Source organism: Halobacillus seohaensis (assembly GCF_042663045.1).
Taxonomy (GTDB): Bacteria; Bacillota; Bacilli; order Bacillales; family Halobacillaceae; genus Halobacillus_A; species Halobacillus_A seohaensis.
In genome coordinates this window covers 45,640-66,050 of record NZ_JBHSZV010000029.1, presented here as the reverse complement: position 1 = coordinate 66,050, position 20,411 = coordinate 45,640, and the positions used below count along the sequence as shown (strand labels likewise).

The 20,411-nt window shown below is 39.9% G+C and carries 14 protein-coding genes, 1 pseudogene and 1 riboswitch; of the genes and pseudogenes, 1 reads left to right on the top strand and 14 read right to left on the bottom strand.

All coding sequences use genetic code 11. The features are described from left to right. Positions 1-118 precede the first annotated feature (118 nt). Positions 119-727, top strand: a complete 609-nt coding sequence (locus tag ACFQIC_RS11955; protein ID WP_204712096.1) for an NAD(P)-binding protein — start codon at positions 119-121, stop codon at positions 725-727. Here ACFQIC_RS11955 and ACFQIC_RS11950 read toward each other — a convergent pair. From ACFQIC_RS11950 to ACFQIC_RS11885, 14 genes and pseudogenes are all read right to left on the bottom strand, one after another. Beyond that, entirely contained in the window at positions 724-1,806 is a 1,083-nt protein-coding gene (locus ACFQIC_RS11950; protein WP_204712094.1) for an inorganic phosphate transporter, read from the bottom strand. The genes ACFQIC_RS11955 and ACFQIC_RS11950 overlap by 4 nt on opposite strands. Further along, on the bottom strand, positions 1,803-2,537 hold the full coding sequence (locus tag ACFQIC_RS11945; protein WP_204712092.1) for a phosphoadenylyl-sulfate reductase: 735 nt from the start codon (positions 2,535-2,537) through the stop codon (positions 1,803-1,805). The genes ACFQIC_RS11950 and ACFQIC_RS11945 overlap by 4 nt, the downstream gene beginning before the upstream one ends. Before the next feature lie 136 nt (positions 2,538-2,673). Next, a riboswitch (SAM riboswitch) is annotated at positions 2,674-2,781 on the bottom strand. A 252-nt stretch (positions 2,782-3,033) separates the two neighbouring features. Continuing rightward, the gene (locus tag ACFQIC_RS11940; protein ID WP_204712090.1) at positions 3,034-3,243 is read right to left on the bottom strand and encodes a hypothetical protein; all 210 of its coding nucleotides are present in this window, start codon (positions 3,241-3,243) and stop codon (positions 3,034-3,036) included. A gap of 936 nt (positions 3,244-4,179) precedes the next feature. Further along, positions 4,180-4,959, bottom strand: a complete 780-nt coding sequence (gene cobA / locus ACFQIC_RS11935) for a uroporphyrinogen-III C-methyltransferase (RefSeq protein WP_204712088.1) — start codon at positions 4,957-4,959, stop codon at positions 4,180-4,182. Between the two features lie 19 nt (positions 4,960-4,978). Beyond that, positions 4,979-5,308, bottom strand: coding sequence for a nitrite reductase small subunit NirD (gene nirD / locus ACFQIC_RS11930; protein ID WP_204712086.1), 330 nt, complete (start codon positions 5,306-5,308; stop codon positions 4,979-4,981). A 23-nt stretch (positions 5,309-5,331) separates the two neighbouring features. Then, positions 5,332-7,749, bottom strand: coding sequence for a nitrite reductase large subunit NirB (nirB, locus tag ACFQIC_RS11925; RefSeq protein WP_204712084.1), 2,418 nt, complete (start codon positions 7,747-7,749; stop codon positions 5,332-5,334). Positions 7,750-7,778: 29 nt separating this feature from the next. After that, positions 7,779-9,254: a nitrate/nitrite transporter gene (locus tag ACFQIC_RS11920; protein WP_390217116.1), complete on the bottom strand. Its 1,476-nt coding sequence runs from the start codon at positions 9,252-9,254 to the stop codon at positions 7,779-7,781. Continuing rightward, positions 9,238-11,439 carry an assimilatory nitrate reductase catalytic subunit NasC gene (gene nasC, locus ACFQIC_RS11915; RefSeq protein WP_204712080.1) on the bottom strand — a complete coding sequence of 734 codons (2,202 nt, stop codon included), beginning with the start codon at positions 11,437-11,439 and terminating at the stop codon, positions 9,238-9,240. The genes ACFQIC_RS11920 and nasC overlap by 17 nt, the downstream gene beginning before the upstream one ends. Positions 11,440-11,486: 47 nt before the next feature. Then, positions 11,487-13,844 (bottom strand): nitrite reductase large subunit NirB, encoded by a 2,358-nt coding sequence (gene nirB / locus ACFQIC_RS11910; protein ID WP_204712078.1) that lies wholly within the window; start codon positions 13,842-13,844, stop codon positions 11,487-11,489. 339 nt (positions 13,845-14,183) lie between these two features. Continuing rightward, complete coding sequence (locus ACFQIC_RS11905; RefSeq protein WP_204712076.1) at positions 14,184-15,380, bottom strand: MFS transporter; 1,197 nt, start codon at positions 15,378-15,380, stop codon at positions 14,184-14,186. A 1,575-nt stretch (positions 15,381-16,955) separates the two neighbouring features. Then, a complete protein-coding gene (locus ACFQIC_RS11900) occupies positions 16,956-17,309 on the bottom strand; it encodes a hypothetical protein (protein WP_204712074.1) in 354 nt (117 codons plus the stop codon). A gap of 49 nt (positions 17,310-17,358) precedes the next feature. Further along, positions 17,359-17,814, bottom strand: coding sequence for a hypothetical protein (locus ACFQIC_RS11895; RefSeq protein WP_204712072.1), 456 nt, complete (start codon positions 17,812-17,814; stop codon positions 17,359-17,361). Between the two features lie 15 nt (positions 17,815-17,829). Beyond that, on the bottom strand, positions 17,830-18,603 hold the full coding sequence (locus ACFQIC_RS11890; protein WP_204712070.1) for a hypothetical protein: 774 nt from the start codon (positions 18,601-18,603) through the stop codon (positions 17,830-17,832). A 1,201-nt stretch (positions 18,604-19,804) separates the two neighbouring features. Then, positions 19,805-20,411: pseudogene (locus tag ACFQIC_RS11885) on the bottom strand (transposase); the annotation flags it as partial.

Here is a 20,411-nt window from a genome sequence, read left to right as displayed (position 1 = left end):
AATCCGCCACTACTTTTTTAAAAACTATTATTGTCGAAATTAAACCAAAGACAGAACCATCTTGACGTAGCCGATCGACTAATTCACAATAGTGTCATTCGAAGGGAGCGCAAAAATTATGACTTCCATACCTTTAATGATTGATTTAAAAAATAAAAAAACTGTAGTGATTGGTGGAGGAACACTCGCTGAACGAAGAATTCGCACTCTATTAGAGGGTGAGGCTTCCATTCATGTGATTAGCCCCGAGATTCGCTCAACGCTCTACTCTTTTTTTAAGCAAGGTCTGCTTCAATGGTCCGAGAAAAAATTCGTACCAGGCGACCTTAAAGACGCGGCGTTAATTATTGTCGCCACTAATGATTCAGAAATTAATCAATCTGTTGTTCAACACGCCCCAGCTCATGCATGGATTAATGCTGTAGAGCGCGCATCCGATGGAGATGTTCATTTTCCTTCCTACTTTAAACGAGGGAGGTTATCGATCAGTGTGTCAACAGGTGGAGCAAGTCCCACCCTTGCGTCAAAAATAAAAAAACAATTAGAAGAACAATATGATGATTCTTATGAAGCTTATTTGGATTTTCTATTCGAAGCCCGTACACTTTTAAAAGAGTCTTCTCTTTCTCACGAGAAAAAGAAGACTCTTTTAAAACAATTGGTTATAGAAGACTTTATGGATACAGAGAAACAAAAAGAGATGCTAGATTGGTTAAATAAATATTAAAACTCTTCCTCTAAAGAACGCTGAGTTTTTTGTCTTTTTTCGAAAGTTCCCTTGCCAAAATTAGTGAGTATGAGAGTAGCAAGGATTCCACTCGTTATAATGACGACAGTATAAAAGTTTGATTGAAGGAAAATCTCTGTAAGACAGAAAGCGATCACGAGTGAGATCATGGGTGATGATATCCATACTTTTGCAATCTGATGAATGACTTTGTTTTTCCAAATACCCTTCCAGTCTTTCGTTGCCCCTACTCCAACAATAGCTGAAGTCGTCACTTGAGTCATTGGAAGGGGGATTCCGAATATCGAGGCTCCTAAGACTAGAAGGCCAGATGTACCCGAGATGACGATACCATCAGAAAGTGACAAGTAAGAAATCTTCTTTCCATTCGTCTCAAGGACTTTACCACCTAAGAGCAGACTTCCGAGGGCAATGAAAATACCTCCAGTCAGCAGTCCAATATTTTTATTTAAAACATCAGCACCGACGAGTGGGCCAATGGCGTTTGCTACGTTATTCATACCTGCAGCAAATGCTTCTAACAAGCCTGTGATGATGAGTAGAATCGATAACAGTTTCGTTAGTTTATTCGATGGTAAAAAAGCGGGGAATTTATCCTTAAGACGTTTCAATAACATTCCAGATATAAACGTGATGAAAAAAGCTGCCACCGGAATTATCACCCAGAAGGCGATAATTTCTAATAAATTCCTTAAATAAAGCTGCTGCAAGGAAATACCTACACCAACGATCGCTCCTATCGTAACCTCACTTGTGGAAAGAGGGATGCCTATGATGTTTGTGAAACATAACGTAATAGCTGATACAAATAGAATGATGGCTGCAGCTTGAATGGTTAGTTTGTCTGAAGAAATTAACCCTTTCCCGATGGTATCAACAACTTCTCCTCCCCACAAAGCCCCAAGCAATCCTCCCACACCACTAAGTAGTAGAGCTATTCGTTTCTTTTTAATAACTCGAGCCCCATATACAATCCCCATAGTAGCAGCTGATCCACTAGCTCCCACATTAAAGGCAAAGAAATGAGCAGCTACTAAACATAAAATGATAAGTGTCATGAAAGGGAATCCTTAGTGGACGGACCGTGAAGCCCGCATTCTGTCTTCTCAAACCCTTGCCATCTACCCGAACGATCATTGGGGTTGTCAGATGGAGAAGTGCATGGCATGCATCCGATGCTTGCATAGCCCTGATCATGAAGATCATTATAGGGAAGGTTATTTTCTTTTATATGATTCCATACATCCTCCCACGTCCAATGGATTAATGGGCAAATTTTAATGGAACGAAAACGGTCATCTTTATTTATAAAGTCTGTTTTACTTCTACTCGGAGATTGTTCCCTTCTTAACCCGGATACCCAAGCGGTTGCTCCCTCTAGAGCATCTTCTAATGGTTTGATTTTTCTAATAAAGCAACACTGGTTCGGATTCGTATTCCATAGTTTTTCTCCATGCTTCTGTGCCTGTTCTTCTAAGGTTAGATCTGCCTTTTTCATCGTAATTTGCAGCTCAGGAAAACGACTTTTTATTTGATCAATAAGGTCATAAGTCTCTTGAAAATGAACATCGGTATCGAGAAACACGATGTGTGCATCTTTTTTTACTTGTGAGATCAAATCGAGAAGTACGATACCTTCTGCTCCAAAACTGCAAGCATACACGATGTCATCATAAGTCTGGTAACCCCACTCCAATACTTCTAGAGCCCCTTTTTTCTTTTCGTTTGCATAACCCCCATTAAAAGGGTCCTCGGAAAATGAATCGTATGTGATGACTTGATTACTCATATATATCCCCCTCTTATAGTCAAAAAAGAAGCACAATGCGATATAGCCGTTCTACCTCTAGTTATTTAAGTCAGTTTTAATTAAAAAATCCTCTTCCTATATAAATGATAAGAAGAGGATGAGAAATCGAATCCTCTTCTTATCTCTCAAGCAATAGTGCCTGCTGGAATTAGCACAGTACTTCAAAACAAAGTCTGATGCCGAAGCTTCCAAGGGCCAGTCCCTCCACCTCTCTAGATAAGAAAATTTTTATGTGATTAATTGGAAATATACATCATGGATTTGATGCTGTCAAAGCCGTTTTCAAGGTGTTTTTGATTAAAAACCGACCAAAACCCTTCTATCCCTAGTGTTTTAGTCGGTTTTAAAAATCAGAAAATTTTTTTGACTGCCGATTTTTGTTCCGTTTCTTAACACCATACAAGAGGACAAACAGCACCTAAAAGTTATCGGTGTACTGTTTGTCCTCTTGTATATAACGATACAGTTCTTCCGATCATTGCACAGTTTCATTGGAAACCAAAAAGCGTTCAGTTTTCACAGCCTCCTCCACTCGTTCCTTTAACAGGTGGACTAGATTAGGGTGACCTCTTAAATAATCACAAATGACAAACTCTTGATCATCACTTAGTTGAAGATCACCTACGAATTTTTCCATACCTTCCATTAAGATTCCTGTAAATAGTAGGTATGGTCCCCATTTCATAGTGAATTGCAGCCTCTAATAACAAAACATTTGTTAATCATTGTCCTGATTTATACGGTGGTTTCCGTTACCAAGGCTGGCGTTAGAAGGTCCGGGAAATCACTCGCTTTCCGTGGACATGAGGTGAGCTTCCTCAGGCTACGCCTTGCGGGATCTCACCGATCATGTTCATCCCACAGGAGTCTCATAATTTCCCGGACCTTCTTGCTTTCGTGAGGAGAACGGAAGCATCAGATGTGGTGATTCAAGTGAAAAGCATTCCTTACGAGTGAGAATTGCGCTGGAAGGTGCCTTCTTGCCTATCGCTTAAAGCTTCGGATTATTCAATAAAAGAATCGTGGTTCCGTTGCTTTTCATCGGAGCATGGGGGATGGGGTAGGCATACACAACAGGTAATCTCCTATCCTTCCTATAAACACGCTATCACACCCGATTTTTAACTTATCTAATGGCTCAATCTGTGATGGCCCTATCCCCTGATCTGTATCAGGCTTCAATTGGCGTTATATCAGATATCTCATGCTTTAACAGGGACGGTAGAACGGCACGATTTCGATAGAAACATAAGGCAAGGGGCGGTGGGGAAGGGGGAGACTCCTGTGGGATACGCGGGTTAGATGAGACCCCGGAAGGCGTTAGCCTGAGGAGGCTCAGCGCACGCCCACGGAAAGCGACTCCTTCCCCACCGCCCCTTTCTCCACACAATCATCTCGGAATCGAGTCTTCAACAATCCTGCTAAGTTAGCGCAACAAGCACAACTTCGTCAATGTGCATAACTATTAGTATGTATACCCTTTTCGTGAGCATCGGATATTGTTACAAATATAAGGGCAGCCTTAACTGGAAAAAAGTGTTGTATTTTAATAAGCAAAAACTGTGTCAACTCTTTCAAGCGGTCACACTTGCATATACAATTACTCCCCTTTACCAGGAATTCATGCTTCAATCGCAGTCTGTTCAGTCATCTCTTGATTCATCATTTTCAATTGGTGCAAACGATCACGGAATCGCACCACTTCCCCAACCACAATCATCGCAGGGTTACGTATCCCTGAATTTTCAACTACCTCAACAATGTTCGTCAGTGTACCAGTGACAACGCGTTGATGTTCCGTTGTTCCCTGTTGAATAATCGCTACTGGAGTGTCAGAGTTCTTCTTATTCTTTAGCAATTGTTCGCATATATATGGGAGGTTGCTGATCCCCATATATATAGCCAATGTATCAATGTTTTCTGAAAGACTCTTCCAATCAATTTCCTTATGGTTATCTTTACAACGGTGTCCTGCGATTACAGCAAAGGAGCTTCCCATTTCTCTATGAGTGACTGGAATATCAGCATAAGCTGGAGCAGCAATCCCAGAAGTAATTCCTGGGACCACTTCACATGAAATACCATGTTTAGCTAATGCTTCCGCTTCTTCAGCTCCTCTTCCAAATACATAGGGGTCTCCGCCCTTCAAACGAGTAACGACTTTACCTTGTTTCGCATATTTCACCAATAAGTGATTAATGGTCTCTTGTTTTAAAATGTGGAACTTAGGATGCTTACCGCAGAACACCAAGTCTACACCTGGCTTTGCTTCTTCTAGTAATTGTTCATTAACTAAGCGATCATATAGAATGACATCAGCTTTTTGAATACACTTCAGTGCCTTGACGGTGATTAAATCAGGATCTCCTGGACCCGCTCCAACTAAATAAACCTCTGACATAAGCGCCCTCCTAAAGGCATTATTTTTCTGGTACAAAAACGTATACGTTATCGTCTTTCACATTTACTTCAAACGTTTGTACACAACCGACGTCTGGTTCTTGTACTTTTCCATCAACGACGCTGATTTTCCAATCATGCATTGGGCAAAATACGTGTTCTCCACTAACCATGCCCTCAGCGAGTACCCCGCCTTTATGAGGACACCGATTTTCAATCACTCGTATTTCACCACTTTCCAATTTGAAAATAGCCAGTTCTAACTCACCAACATGCACTGTTCTCCCTAATTTCTCCGGAAGATCATTGACCTTTGCTACAAAGACTTCATTTAGGACTTTTTGTTCCATTTTACAATTCCCCCTTGATAAATTTAGTTTGAACCTGCAGGTACTTTTACATTTTTATATAGATCTCTCAATAACGTTTCATCTTCTATAGCTTCTTTCCAAGGATCCTGACCTTGCACAACAGCCAATGCTTCGTCCATTCTCTGATTCAACTCGATGAATGTCTTCTTATTAGAAAGAACGCTCTGGACATGTTCAATTCCGACTTTCTCAACCCAAGCGGATGTTCTGTCTAAATAGCTCGCACTTTCACGGTAGTACTGCAAGAAAGCGGCGGTTGTCTCTAATACTTCTTCTTCTGTTTTTACCTTAGCAAGAAGATCCGCTTGTCTCATGTGCGTTCCACCATTACCGCCAACATAAATTTCAAATTCTCCATCCAGTCCAACGATTCCTACGTCTTTAATGGATCCCTCAGCACAATTTCTTGGACAAGCGGATACACTCATCTTCACCTTATGAGGGGTATTCAGCCCTTCGAATTTCTTCTCCATTTGAACGCCTAAACCAATGGAATCTGAAGTCCCGAATCTGCAAAAGTCCGCTCCCACACATGTTTTAACTGTACGTAAGCCTTTTGCATACGCCGAACCTGAAGGCATATCCAGTTCTGACCAAATACTTGGCAAGTCTTCTTTATTGACACCTAACAGGTCGAGTCGCTGTCCTCCTGTTACTTTTATCATTCGTACTTCATACTTATCGGCTACATCAGCTATTTTCCGCAAGTCGTCCGGGTTGGTTACGCCTCCGTACATACGAGGAACTACGGAATACGTACCATCATTCTGGATGTTTGCATGCAATCTTTCATTCACATAACGTGATTCTTTTTCATCTTTATACTCTGAAGGATTGAGCATTCCAAGATAATAATTCAAAGCTGGCTTACACTTAGAACAACCACCATCAGTAGTCCAACCGAGAACATTCATTACTTCTCTTATATGGGTTAACCCTTTTTCTTTAATTTCTTCTATGACTTCATCTCTAGATAATGTCGTACAACCACAAATTGACTCTTTTTGATTCTGGTCATATTCATCACCGAGTGTATATTCCAGTAAATCAGATACGAGCGGTTTGCATCCTCCGCACGACCTTGATGCATTTGTACATCCTTTCACTTGTTCTACTGTCGTTAGATCCTGATTGTTGATTGCATCAACAATCGTACCTTTTGTTACACCATTACACCCACAAATAATTTCTTCATCAGGCATAGAGTCAATGAGGGCTAACCCCGTTTCCTCTGAACGATCGTTATCTGTATACTCCTCAATGTTGGCCCCTTGATTGATCAGGCTCAATAATCGATTGCCATCTTTCGTGTCCCCAAATAGAACAGCACCGGTAATTTTACCTTCATCTACAAGCACTTTTTGGTAAACTCCGCGCCAATCATCAAATATTTTGACTGACTTCGTCTCTTCATCTTCATTGATTTTACCTGTAGAAAATACATCTACCCCCGAAACCTTCAACTGAGTCGATAGCACAGAACCTTGGTATCCTTCACTTTCCACTCCGCAAATCCGCTTAGCCATCTCTTGTCCTTGTTGATAGAGTGGTGCAACCAATCCATAAACCGTTTCTCGGTGTTCAGCACATTCACCAACCGCAAATACATTTGTCACTTCTGTTTCTAAATGGTCATCCACGATGATTCCTCGATTTACTGGAATCTCACTCTCTTTGGCTAAACTAATATTTGGTTTAATTCCTACCGCCATGACAATTAAATCGGCTTCAACTTCTTCTCCGTCGTTAAATCGCAAACCTTCGACACGATCTCCACCAATTATTTCAGAGGACTGTTTTTCTAATAAGAAATTCATGCCTTGATCTTCTAACTCTTTTTGTAGCATCTTCCCTGCTGTCTTATCTAATTGTCTCTCCATTAAGAAATCGGCAAGATGGACGACATCTACTTCCATCCCAAGATTCAGCAATCCTCTCGCTGCTTCTAAACCTAACAATCCACCGCCAATAACAACTGCTTTCTTATATTGGTTCGATGATTGGATCATTTCTTCACAATCTTTAATATCACGGAAGGCTGTTACTCCTTCTTTATCTGCACCAGGTAATGGAAGCATGAACGGGACAGAACCTGTAGCAATAATCACTCGATCATAATCAACTTGACGTTCTTTATCAGTCATTACAATCTGATTATTTGTATCGATCTCTGTAACTGTTTCTCCTGGATATAATAAAATATCATTTTCTTCATACCATTCCCAACTATTTAGGGTAATGTCTGCTAGCTCCGTATCTCCTTGAAGTACCTTTGACAATTCAATTCTATTATAGTTTGGATAAGGTTCACTCCCAAACACTGTGATGTCGAACTGATTAGGTGACAACTTTAAAATTTCCTCTATAGCTCGAATACCTGCCATACCGTTACCAATCAGTACTAACTTTTGTTTCCCCATTACAAACCCCTCCAAATTATTAATAAAAATTAAATATTTTGCTTCACATCTGATGAATAACGAACTTTTTTCTGTAACCTCTTAATAGACTCTTTATCTTTGTCCCATTCTTCTTGTAGTGAAGGATCTTTAATAAGACAAGTAGAAATGAAGCAAAGAAATGCACCTAAAGCAATAACGCTAAAGAAAACTGCTGGATACACTAAGTTCAAGACGGCTAAAAAACAAACTGAACCGATGTTACCATAAGCACCTACGATTCCAGCAATTTGCCCAGTGTTTTTCTTCTTAATAAAAGGAACCATTGAGAATACTGATCCTGAGGCAGCCTGTCCGACCATTGAACAAGACATCGTCAACATAACAGCTAAGATGATTGGCCACTGTGCAGATAGAAAGGACATACTAAAATACAAGATTGATAGAACAAAAAGTAAGCCTGTTAACATTTTTTTCCGTCCAAACTTATCACTAAGCCAACCTCCAGCAGGACGTGCAGCTAAATTAGTAAAAGCAAAACTGCTGGCAATCATTCCTGCCCCTATCGCTCCAAGAGTAAAGGTTTCCTGAAAGAACATGGGTAACATTGAAATGACGGCTAACTCCCCTCCAAAAGTAGAGAAATACGCAAGGCTTAGAACACCTACCTGCTTCATTGAGTATTTTTCTTCGTTTGGAATGTTTGTCTTCAAATAAGCTCGATTTTCTAACCATATTTTCGTAGAGCGATGGAGATAAAAAATTCCTAGTAGAATATATAATCCTAACGCCCATCCTAATGGGAGCAAATCAGTTCGTTGCAATGACCAAACCAACACCGCCATACCACCGTATATAGGAAATGAGGTCGCGATAAGAATAAGTAGGTCTGGAAAACTTGTCGCTTTCATCACTTTTGTTGATTTTGTTCGTTTGAACTCCCTCGTTGGCGGGGCATCCTCTACAAATTTGTAGTAAACAAACCCATAGATAAAAGCAATAGCACCTGTTGAAGCGATAGCCAACCTCCAACCATTATCCCCACCAAAGATTAAGGCGAGTACAGGTAAAGAAAATGCTGCGCTGGCAGATCCGAAATTTCCCCATCCTGCATAAACCCCTTGGACGAGTCCTGATTTTTCCTGTGGGAACCACTCAGAAATCATTCGAATACCAACAACAAAACTTGCCCCGATAAATCCTAATAGCAGCCTAGAAATAAGCAACTGCCAGTATGAGTTCCCTAAAGCAAAGATAAAACAGGGAATACTCATAACAATTAACAGTACAGAAAATACATTTTTCGGCCCAAAACGGTCGACTAACTGTCCCATGAATATGCGACCTGGAATAGCTAAAGCCAAATTGACGAGCATCAATACTCCCATTTCATCTTTAGTTAGGCCCAGTTGCTCCATTATCGTAGAGTTGAAAGGAGCCATATTGAACCAAACCATTACACTCACAAAAAATGCTAAAGTAGATAAAAATAGAATTTGTTTATTTCCTTTATAATCTTCCTGCATCACGGCCACTCTCCAAATTACGCTGGTTTTCTATTAAAACTTCCTCTCTATTTAAGGCTGGTTTCACATTAACAGGTGATATCTTAAATCCTGGCATACGGCAAAATGGATCTAATTCGTCAGAAACAAGACGGTTCACATTTTGTTCTCCTCCCCAGTGAAAAGGAACAAACACTGTATCTTTCCGGATTTTTTCCGACCACTTACTCCTGACGACAATACTGCCGTACCTCGATGTGATTCTAACGAGCATTTGATCTTTTAATTGGAATTGCTCTCCTGTTTCTGGATGAATTTCCATATAAGATTCAATATTTCTCGCAGCAAGAGATGGACTTTTTCTAGTTTGTTCCCCCGTTAAATAATGAGACATTACTCTACCTGTTGTTAAAAACAATGGGAACTCCTCACTTATATCTTCTTTAGTGAACTCGGGGTAAATCCCGATTACAGCCATCTTTGCTCTGCCATCCTCATGAGCAAATTCATCTTCAAATAATCGTTCTGTACCCTTATGGTCTATATCTAGACATGGCCATAGGACCCCTTTTTCCTGTCTGATTTTATCGTAGGTTATTCCAAAGTAATCCGCTCTGCCACCTCTACTAGCTACCCGAAGTTCCTCAAAAATCTCTTCTGCTGATTGGTAAGAGAATTTATCTCCCTCCCCCATGACTTCAGCAATATCACAGACAATTTGCCAATCATGTTTCACTTTTCCAGGTAATGGACGGTTCGCTTCCCTTAGTGTTACTCTGCCTTCTACATTGGTCATAGTACCTTGATCCTCTAAATAAGAAGAAGCCGGTAATACTAAATCAGCTAACTGAGCTGTTTCTGAGAGAAACATATCTACAGTAACTAGACACTTCAGCTTCTCAAGTGATTGTTTGACGAAATTAGCATTAGGACTAGAGATAATTGGATTTGAACACACCACCAACATCCCAGTTATGTTACCTTCATCCACTTCTTCAAACATTTCATAAGCAGAAACACCTTTATGAGGAAGTTGCTTCTCCTCTACTCCCCAAACTTGAGCAATGTAGCTTCGGTCTTCGATATTTTCAATCGACCGATAACCTGGCAATTGGTCTGCTTTTTGACCATGTTCTCTAGCACCTTGACCATTCCCCTGACCCGTGATGGCTCCGTAACCGGAATAAGGTTTTCCGATTTTACCTGTTGCTAGTAGAATATTGATAAACCCTCGCACAGCCTCTGTTCCGTCTATTTGCTGTTCAATCCCTCTAGCTGTAAAGATCATCCCTGATTCTTCTTGTCCAAATGTAAGAGCCGCTTGGTACAACTGATCTTTAGGGATTCCCGTCTTAGCTACACAATCGTCTATATCTAGCGTTGATAGTTGACGAGATACTTCGTCAAAACCGTTAACTCTCTCTTGTAAAAATTCTTCATCTATCAAGTCTTCCTGAACAATTATTTTCAAAAGTGCACTTGCCAAAGCAACATCTGTTCCAGGTTTATTCTTTAAGTGTAAATCCGCTATTTCTGTTGTCGCCGTTTCTCTCGGATCAACTGCAATAATATAAGCTCCGTTTTCTTTCGCTTGTTCGAAGTAAGGCATAATCGTTGGCTGACATTCAGCAATATTTGTTCCGGCTAAAATAATGCATTTTGTGTTTGGCACTTCATGTAAAGTATTCGTGAACCCTCTATCTACTCCAAAACTTTGATTGGCCCCCGTTGCAGCTGACGCCATACAAAGTCGCCCATTATAATCAATATGCTTTGTCTTGAGTCCAACTCTTGCCAACTTCCCTAGTAGATACGCTTCTTCATTCGTAAGTGAAGCACTTCCATAAACAGATAAAGCATCCAATCCGTCAGTCTCTTGAATTCCAGTAAAGTTAACACGAATATACTCTAAAGCTTCATCCCAACTAATTGGTACAAATTCTCCATCTTTTTTCATTAGAGGTTGAGTAATGCGATCTCTATGAAAAGAATGTTGATGGGCGTTCATTCCTTTGACACACAATCGACCTTGTGTTGTCGGGTTATCTACACCTACCGTTTTATGAGTGGTTCTGGAAACCACTTTTTGTTCAATCAACTGCATTTTGCATTGCATACTGCAAAATGGACATTGCGATTCGTAGACTTTCTCTGACTGGACTTCTTGTTGCTTGCTACGAAAATATTTCAGCATTAGTTCAGTCAAAACGACTCATCCTTTATTCTCGTATTGGGTTCCATTCATGAAGACTTTCAAATATTAACTAGCTGCGTTCTTTTTTGAACAACGTCTTCTTCTAAAGTTTCTAATAAATGATCGCAGAGTTCTTGATCAAACAAAGCTTCCCTGATATGAACGAGACCTAGACGTTCTACCCATTGCCACGTTCTTTCAAGGTAGCGAGCAGATTTCCTATAATATTGAATACATCCAAGCATCATTCTTTCAGCTTGTTTATCGTTATCAACAACACACAATAGTTGACCTTCCCTTACATTTCTTCCGCTGCTTCCTCCAATATAAATTTCCCACCTACCGTCGACCTTGAGGGCACCGACGTCCTTTGAAGTCGATCCGGCACCGTTGTGTAAACAAGAGGAAATTCCAATTTTAATACGATAGGGTGTTCTCAATAACTCTGTCTTGCGTTCTATGTCTTGAGCTAATTCTAAGGAAGACTGTTTTTCACATCGGCATATATGTCCTCCTATGTTCGTTTTGATCGTTTCAATTCGATTTCCGTCAGGTGAGCGAAGAGGCATATTCAATTCGTTCCATACATTTGTTAAATCCTCTTTGCTGACGCCTAATAAATGAATTCTTTGATCGCTGGCTATAGCTATACGCTCCAAAGGATATTTATCCGCTACATTCATAATGTTCCTAAGTTGCTCGACATCGATTGCACCACCATATAATTGAGGAACAACGGCATATCGACCATCTCCTTGAACAGCAGCATTCTTTCTCTCATTCACAAAAAGATGATCCGCTTTTTCTTCATGTCCCGGGTTTATCATTCCCAAATAGTAATCCAATGCAAGGCGGCATGTAGGGCAACCATTTTCAGTCTTCCATTCAAGCTTTATCATGATCTCTTGAACATTTGTAAGGTTTTGCAGTTGTATTTGCTCAACAAGTTCATCTTCAGTCAAACGAGTACATGAGCAAAGTGAAGTTTCCCCCACTCCCCCTTCACTGAATTGATCACTGTGAATATATGCCAACAAATTAGAAACTACTGGTTTACACCCTCCGCAAGAACTAGACGCTTTCGTACATTGCTTTACCTCTTCAACCGTTGATAAGTTTTCTTCCTGAACCGCTTGAATGATGGTCCCTTTATTCACACTATTACATGTGCAAATCTGTTCGTTCATTGGATAAAAAGCTACTACAGAATCGCCAGGATCCGAAGTCTCAAGTAATGACGCCTTATCTTGGTCTGACAATACTTTCTTCTTAACGATCGCATCTAACATTCTCGGACCATCTTGCGTATCACCGAACATAACCGCACCAACTGCTTTATTTCCCTTAAAAATAACTTTTTTATAAGTAGCTTCAACTTCATTATGATAATGAATCGTCTTCATATCTGGACCCGATGTAATCTGACCTACCGAAAAGACGTCCACTCCTGAAATTTTTAATTGTGTAGATAACAGCGAACCCTGATAACCACTCGGTTCTTTACTGCATAAATGTTGAGCTAAAATTTCGCCTTGCTCGTAAAGTGGCTGAACTAGTCCATAAACCGTCCCTTCATGTTCGGCACATTCCCCGACTGCGTATATGTCAGGAATACTTGTTTGAAGAACATCGTCAACGAGAATACCTCGATTCGTTTCTATTCCACTACTTTGTGCCAATTGAACGTTTGGTCTCACTCCAGCAGCCATCACGACTAGATCTGTATCTACTTTTGAACCATCTTTAAATCGGATTCCTTCTACTCTCTTTTCTCCAAAAATCTCTACAGAAGCTTTTTCTAATAAAAAATTCATTCCTTGCGCTTCTAATTGTTCTTGGAGCAGATTTGAAGCTTCCGTATCAAGTTGCCGTTCCATAATACTTTCAGAAATATGAACGACATTGACTTCCATCCCTAGATTCAACAATCCTCTCGCAGCTTCTAAACCTAGTAGTCCTCCACCAATGACTACAGCCTTCCTATGACTCTTAGAAGTTTCTATCATTTTTTCGCAGTCTTCTATGTTTCTAAAAGTGATAACACCCTCTTTACCAGCGCCTTCTATCGGCAAAATAAAAGGGGAAGATCCTGTAGCTATAATTAATTTGTCATACGATATTTTCCTAGTTTGATCTGTTTTTAGTAGCTTTTGAGTACGATCAATTTCCACAACCGTCTCTCCAGTAAAAAGTTCAATATTATTTTGCTCGTACCAGCTATATGAATTGATGACAATATCCTCAAATGAAGTCTCCCCCTGCAATACAGAAGAAAGCAAAATTCTGCTGTAACTTGTATGAGGTTCACTGCCAAATATAGTAATATCAAAAGCATCTGAGTCTTCTTTGAGTATGTTTTCCACACAGCGTATTCCTGCCATACCATTTCCGATGACTACAAGTTTTTGCTTGCCCATTAATAAACCTCCAACAGAAGAAAAAATCATAATTGAAATTCAAGTAAAGACCTTTTATTTGTTCGAAATATTTGAATATTAAATTTAATATATCATAAGCACATCTTCAACGCTACACCTTGTGTCATAAAAGTTAACATTTAGTGATATCAACATAGGAACTAACTCCTGAATATATTTCCACTTAATCCTAATTCAGATAATGAACTTTCCGCGCAAAGAAAATGATGTTAGGTGATATAACATCATTTTCTTTGTATAAATTCACACAATAAAAAACCACCTCTAGCGATCCTGTATGGATAAGCCAGAGGTGGTCCTTTATTTTAATTTTTTAAGTCAGCCTAATTTTTTAAACATCGGTAAACACACAACCACTAGTAAAAAGACAAGACTCGTGGCTACTACACCATTCCATTGGAAAGTTTCCCAGAGCTTTCCTACTGCTGTGCTTCCGATAGCCACGCCAATATAGTAACTAATCAAATAAAATCCTGATGCACCACTTCGATGATGAGCAGCTGATTTACTCACTAAAGCAGCCGCCATTGAGTGAGCAACGAAAAAACCCGTACAAAGTAATCCAAGACCTATTAAGATGAAAGATACTCCAGAAAGTAATGTCACCCACACTCCAGTAATTAACACTAATAAACCTGCGAGCATAACTTTTATAAGCCCGAAATGATCAGAGATTCTTCCAGCAAGTGGTGGGGCCAATACTCCAAGTCCGTAAGCCAAATATGTAAAGGAAATCCACTTAAGCGACCATTTGTACGGTTCACCCTGCAAATAAAAGGGCAAATACGTCCAAACTGCTGTAAATACAATTTGTAGTAATAGGCCCATTAAAAACAAAGCAAGCATTTTCCGATCCCTCAAATGAATGAGCATTCCTCGTAAATCTTCGCGAAGTGGTTGATGTTGTTTTTGAAAAAAACGTTCTTTCGGTAATAGAAGAATGAAGAGAGTCGTTACCACCACTCCAAAGCCTGATAAATAAAGTAGCGTCGCTTCCCAATCCATCACATCTGTCAAATAACCTGATACAATTCTTCCACCCATGCCTCCGAGTGCATTACTGGATATAAACAATGTCATTGCCAGCCCTAGATGTTTCGGTGAAACTTCTTCACCCAGATAACCCATAGCTGCTGCAGGTACTCCCGCAACAAAGAAACCTTGCAACAGACGTAACATAACCAGCAACTCAAAAGATGAAGCAAATGTCATCGTTAAGAGTAACAGAACTGTGACTCCTAGTGAAACTTGCATGAGAAGCAGACGTCCATAACGATCAGCCATGAAACCTAGGACAAACAAGCCTATGACCATCGACAAAACACATGCAGACATTAGCAAACTAGATTGGGTAGCTGTTACATTAAATTCATCAACAAAAACAGGTAGTAACGGCTGGAATATATATAATGTAGAGAATACCAATAAGGAAGCGAGCATTAGTGCAAATGTTACCCGCCAGAACTTCGCATCTTGCGGAGTATATGATTTATCCTGTCGATCACTCGTTTCCATAGTATTCATCCTTTGTTATTCGTTGAATTGTTCAGGGAAGGATGTCAAATCAATACCCCAGACTTTAATGCTTTTCAATTGAGTGTGAAAGTTCTAATTTATCATAAATCGTTAATATAATACATAGGTAAGCGTTTTATTAATAGGCTGTGTTAAATCTAGTTGTTGATTTTTTTAAAAAAAGTTTGTTTATCTTATTCGTTAAAGCCCCGGATTGTGGAAAACTCCGCTTCGAAACATTCTAGTGACTTCCGTTACAAAGGATGGCGTTTGAAGGTCCGGGAAATCACTCGCTTTCCGTGGGCATGTGGTGAGCTTCCTCAGGCTACGCCTTGCGGGATCTCACCGATCATGTTCATCCCACAGGAGTCTTGCGATTTCCCGGACCTTCTTGCTTTCGTGAGGAGAACGGAAGCATCGGATAAGCTACTTTACGTGAGCAGAATGCCTCATGCATAAGAATCGGGGAGGCCACTAAAAAAGGCTTCTCAAAAAAATAAACAAGAGGACCATCCACTATATCTAGGTTGTTCCATGTTTTTTTGCTATATTTTGATTGATATGGTTCTTATTCTCTTAAATTATCAGTTTTTGCAGTGACCTCGAGAATCGTGTGGGGTGAAGATTTATTCTATAGCATAGGTAAGACGCATTCTCCCATGCTGGGGGGCGTTCATTTCCATGTCGAATGGGGTGGCTTTGAAACGACGAGACTCCCGCGGGAGAAGGAGCTAGGCGAGACCCCACAGGGAGTGCCAACGACCGAGGAGGCTTGCCAGTTTCCCCGCAGGAAAGCGAGTTGTTTCAAAGCCACCCCTATAAGGTAACGTAATTGTGTGGTAACTGGTACCACACAATTCTAATAGGTGCACTAAATCTAAATAGTCCATCACACCTTTTTTAACAAATTATCTAAGTGGCTCAATATATCTGTATGATGAAAATATTCACTGTTCTCTACTAGGCCTTCAATTGTCTTAATAACAGCTATCTCATACTTTAACAGGGACGGGAGTACGGCTCGATTCCGATGGAAATATACGGCAAGGGGCGGTGGGGAAGGGGGAGACTCCTGTGGGATATGCGGGGAGGCCACTGAAAAAGTCGGTAAATTTTAAGAAAATCAAATCCCTGAAAATTCCATCCCCACTTTCGGCTTATAAATTAGGGGTAAATTGGACTTAATACTCCACTTTCACAGGAAAAACAACGTGATTTTGGGATAGTGTTTTTCAAAAAAAATCATTATTAATAGAAAAGGACTTTTTCAGTGGCCTCGATATGCGGGTTAGATGAGACCCCGCAAGGCGCCAGCCTGAGGAGGCTCAGCGCACGCCCACGGAAAGCGACTCCTTCCCCACCGTCCCCTTTCTCCACACAATCATCCCGGAATCGAGTCTTCAACTTTCCCCAATTCGTGCAATTATTAACCTTAACGTTGAACATAGCCTTTAATTAAAAACATAACAAAAAGCACATAAACGATTCATGTACTCGATTTCTTTAATTCTATATATTTTCTACCTCCAGGGATGACTGTAAAAACCCCCTGACGTACACTTATAAAAATTTTCCTCAACTATGATTCCATGGTCGGAATTCTTGGATCGTATTCAATAGTCCCTCCGTATCTCCAGTGAATGTTATAGCACGGTCATCAATCTGAACATGAGCAGGCGGCTTCTCTGCTGTTACATCATCAACAAAAATATCATATTTGTTTAACCACTCGTTAATCGCATCTATTCCTCCAGTCTGGTAACACCTAGTAGAAACAACCACAACTTTATAATGATCACGTATGTGATTAATGGCTTCTTGAATACCGTGCACCGGTTTATCAGGTATTCGGTCAGCCCCTTTCCATCCACTCGTATAACTATGAATGACTCCATCAAAATCAAATATAACAGTTGGTTTATACCCCATTCCTATTCTCCTCTTGAATAAATTGAATGTAGTTATATGTACCCCACGTTTACTTTTCCTGTTTGACCCCAATTCCTAAGGCGCCATGTTCCCATAAAATATTTTCAATTATATGCTGTTGATCACTTCCACATTTTATCGTTAAAAACACGTCCACTTGAGCTTCCTGATTTAAAGGGGATCTTTTTTTTAAGTAGAGCAGCTTTATTATAAAACCAAGTAAAAATCCAAAGACCATCCCCAGAAAGGCTAAGAAAATAGGTCCTATAGGAAGTAGATAGCCATAAATTATTCCTAATAGCATAAAGACCAAACTTAAAACACTTGCTAAATCCATCATACTCTCACCATCAGATCTATGCATCGAGTCAAATAAAGCAACCTTGCCTTTTTTTCGATCTAAGGGAACAGCAATAATTTGTTCTTTTAGAATACCGGACCCTTCTAATTTCAATATGACTAATTCTAATTTTGTTGTGTAAGAGAAACTTGAAACAATGTGCACCGTTCCACCACCTCCTCATTCAGTATTATAAATACTGTTTAAGCTGCCTAATTGATATTGTTCTTTCAAGAATGTTGATTGCTCTATATTGAAAATTTTATTATTGGAAACGGCTATTCGATAGGAATCATACATCGCAAACAAATGCAGTGATGGAATAAATAATATCCACTGAGGGTTCATAATAGATTTCGACTTTTCTATATCATCTGTCATTGAATAGTAAACCCCTTCATATACGTTTGAGTAAATAAGCACGATAAATACCCAAATGAAAGCAAATATAGAAATTGGAATCCGGTGTAAATAATAATGTCCTAAACCCGGCAACAACATCGACCAAATAAAGGCTACCCACGGCTTTTTCCGAGATAATAAATTGAGCTCGAATGGTGACATTTGAAAATTTTTAATTTTACTCTGTTCTGAATATGCTAATTTATAGGCCTTATTAGACTCAACACATCTCCAGTAGATGTCCCAAGCAGAAAAAATATACACCATTACATAAAGGTGAACCCACTTATATTCTAATACTAATTTAGCCTGTTCAATTTCACCTATCATGGAAAAAAATATTGCTCCATTAATATTGCCAAGATTATTAACACTAAACTCGAAAGTAATTAGCACCATTCCCCATAAGAAGTTATTATTTGTTAAATGACCAAATCCAGGGAAGGCTAACGACCACCATACACATATCCACGGATTTTGGTAATGTAAAATATTTGATGAGTAAGAGTTCACACTATATATCCAACGCCTAGGGTTATTTGTATCGCTCATGACATAACCTACTTTTAACTTTTAATATACATTATTTTACTTTTTTGTATATTTTATACTAGTTACCGCAAAAAGAATCTATGAATACTATGTTAGAAGGTTACTTATCTTATTCCGATCCCCCCTCTTATCTGTAAAATCGGTTTCGTTGCTTTCGCTTGGAGAAATGGGGTCTTGGAAATGGCTGAGGCCACTGAAAAAGTCCTTTTCTATTAATAATAAACTTTTTGAAAAACACTATCCCAAAATCTAACGGGTTCAGTTTTCGAGCACAAAACATGAAATAACATACAAATTAAGAGACCAAATCGCATATGATTTGGTCTCTTGTTATTCCTTGTTATATCAACGATTATCGGTATTTACCATATAAATTAGCATACAAAATCACACCAGAAATAACATAGTGACAATAGCTATAATCAACGTGCAATAAAACTAACGAAACCGTATTATTGAAGACTTGAATTCGAGATGTTTGTGTAAATTTTGGGGCTGTGGGAAACGGCTCGCTTTCCATTGGGCGGGCGCTGAGCCTCCTCGGACTTCGTCCTGTGGGGTCTAAGCTGTCCCGCACATCCCATAGGAGTCTCACCGTTTCCCTCCGCCCCTTTACCATATAAGTGTCTCGATACCACTTCAAGAAAAGGCAGCAATAGGTTCATTGCAATAGAACACGGATAGTGGAAGATAGTCCTTCTGGGAAAGGGATTCGATTCTCACACATCGAATGGGGAGGGCTTGGGAAAGCGAGTTGTTTCAAAGCCACCCCTACCCCTTATAAGGTAACGTAATTGTGTGGTAACTGGTACCACACAATTCTAATAAGTGCACTAAATCTAAATAGTCCATCACACCTTTTTTAACAAATTATTTAAGTGGCTCAATATATCTGTATCATGGCAATATTCACTGTTCTCTACTAGGCCTTCAATTGGCTTAATAACAGCTATCCTATACTTTAACAGGGACGGGAGAACGGCGCGATTCCGATGGAAATATACGGCAAGGGGCGGTGGGGAAGGGGGAGACTCCTGTGGGATACGCGGGTTAGATGAGACCCCGCAAGGCGCAAGGAGGCCACTGAAAAACTGCCATTCGTTGAAAGTTATAATAGAAATAAAAGAAAAAAGGGTCGGTTTTGGGATTAAAATCATTCCAAAACCGACCCTTTGAAAAATGAACGTGCCCTTTCCTCCTATTAGGGCTTCGTAAGTTTCAATATTCGTTTCAGATTAGCGGTGAAAATCGTCATCGCTCCTTGAATGTGCATGCCTTCTAGACCCGAAGATGAGGCGACCTCATATCCGTGTCTATGTTTTAATTCACTATTCTTCGCTTCAATTTTATATCGCTCTTTCGCCTTTTCTTTAAATACCTCCGTCTCTTGAAAATCTGCCTGGTCTTGGTGTTCATGGGATTTGATCGTAACAGAATAGGTTTTACTTTTCGCCCCTTCCTGATAACATCCTTCTCTCAAGGGACAAACCTGGCATTTTTCAATATCGAAAAAATATTTGACGCGTGAATTTCTGGTCTTGCTTGCTTCCCGACTGTCTTGTCGTTTTCGAGTTGCGAGGTGTCCAGCTGGGCAGACGTACATGCCAGCATCTTTATTGAAATCGAATTGTGCTTCTTCGGTTCTTGTTCCATGCGTAACGGTGGCATTCAGTTTTGAAACTAACATGATCTCTTTATTTTTGGCGTAAGACAGATTGTTTTTCTCCGAATAAGCTGCGTCCCCAATTGCTGTATCAACCGTCATTCCGGTCTGTTCGCTTTTTTCGATCAAAGTCTTAAAGTATTTT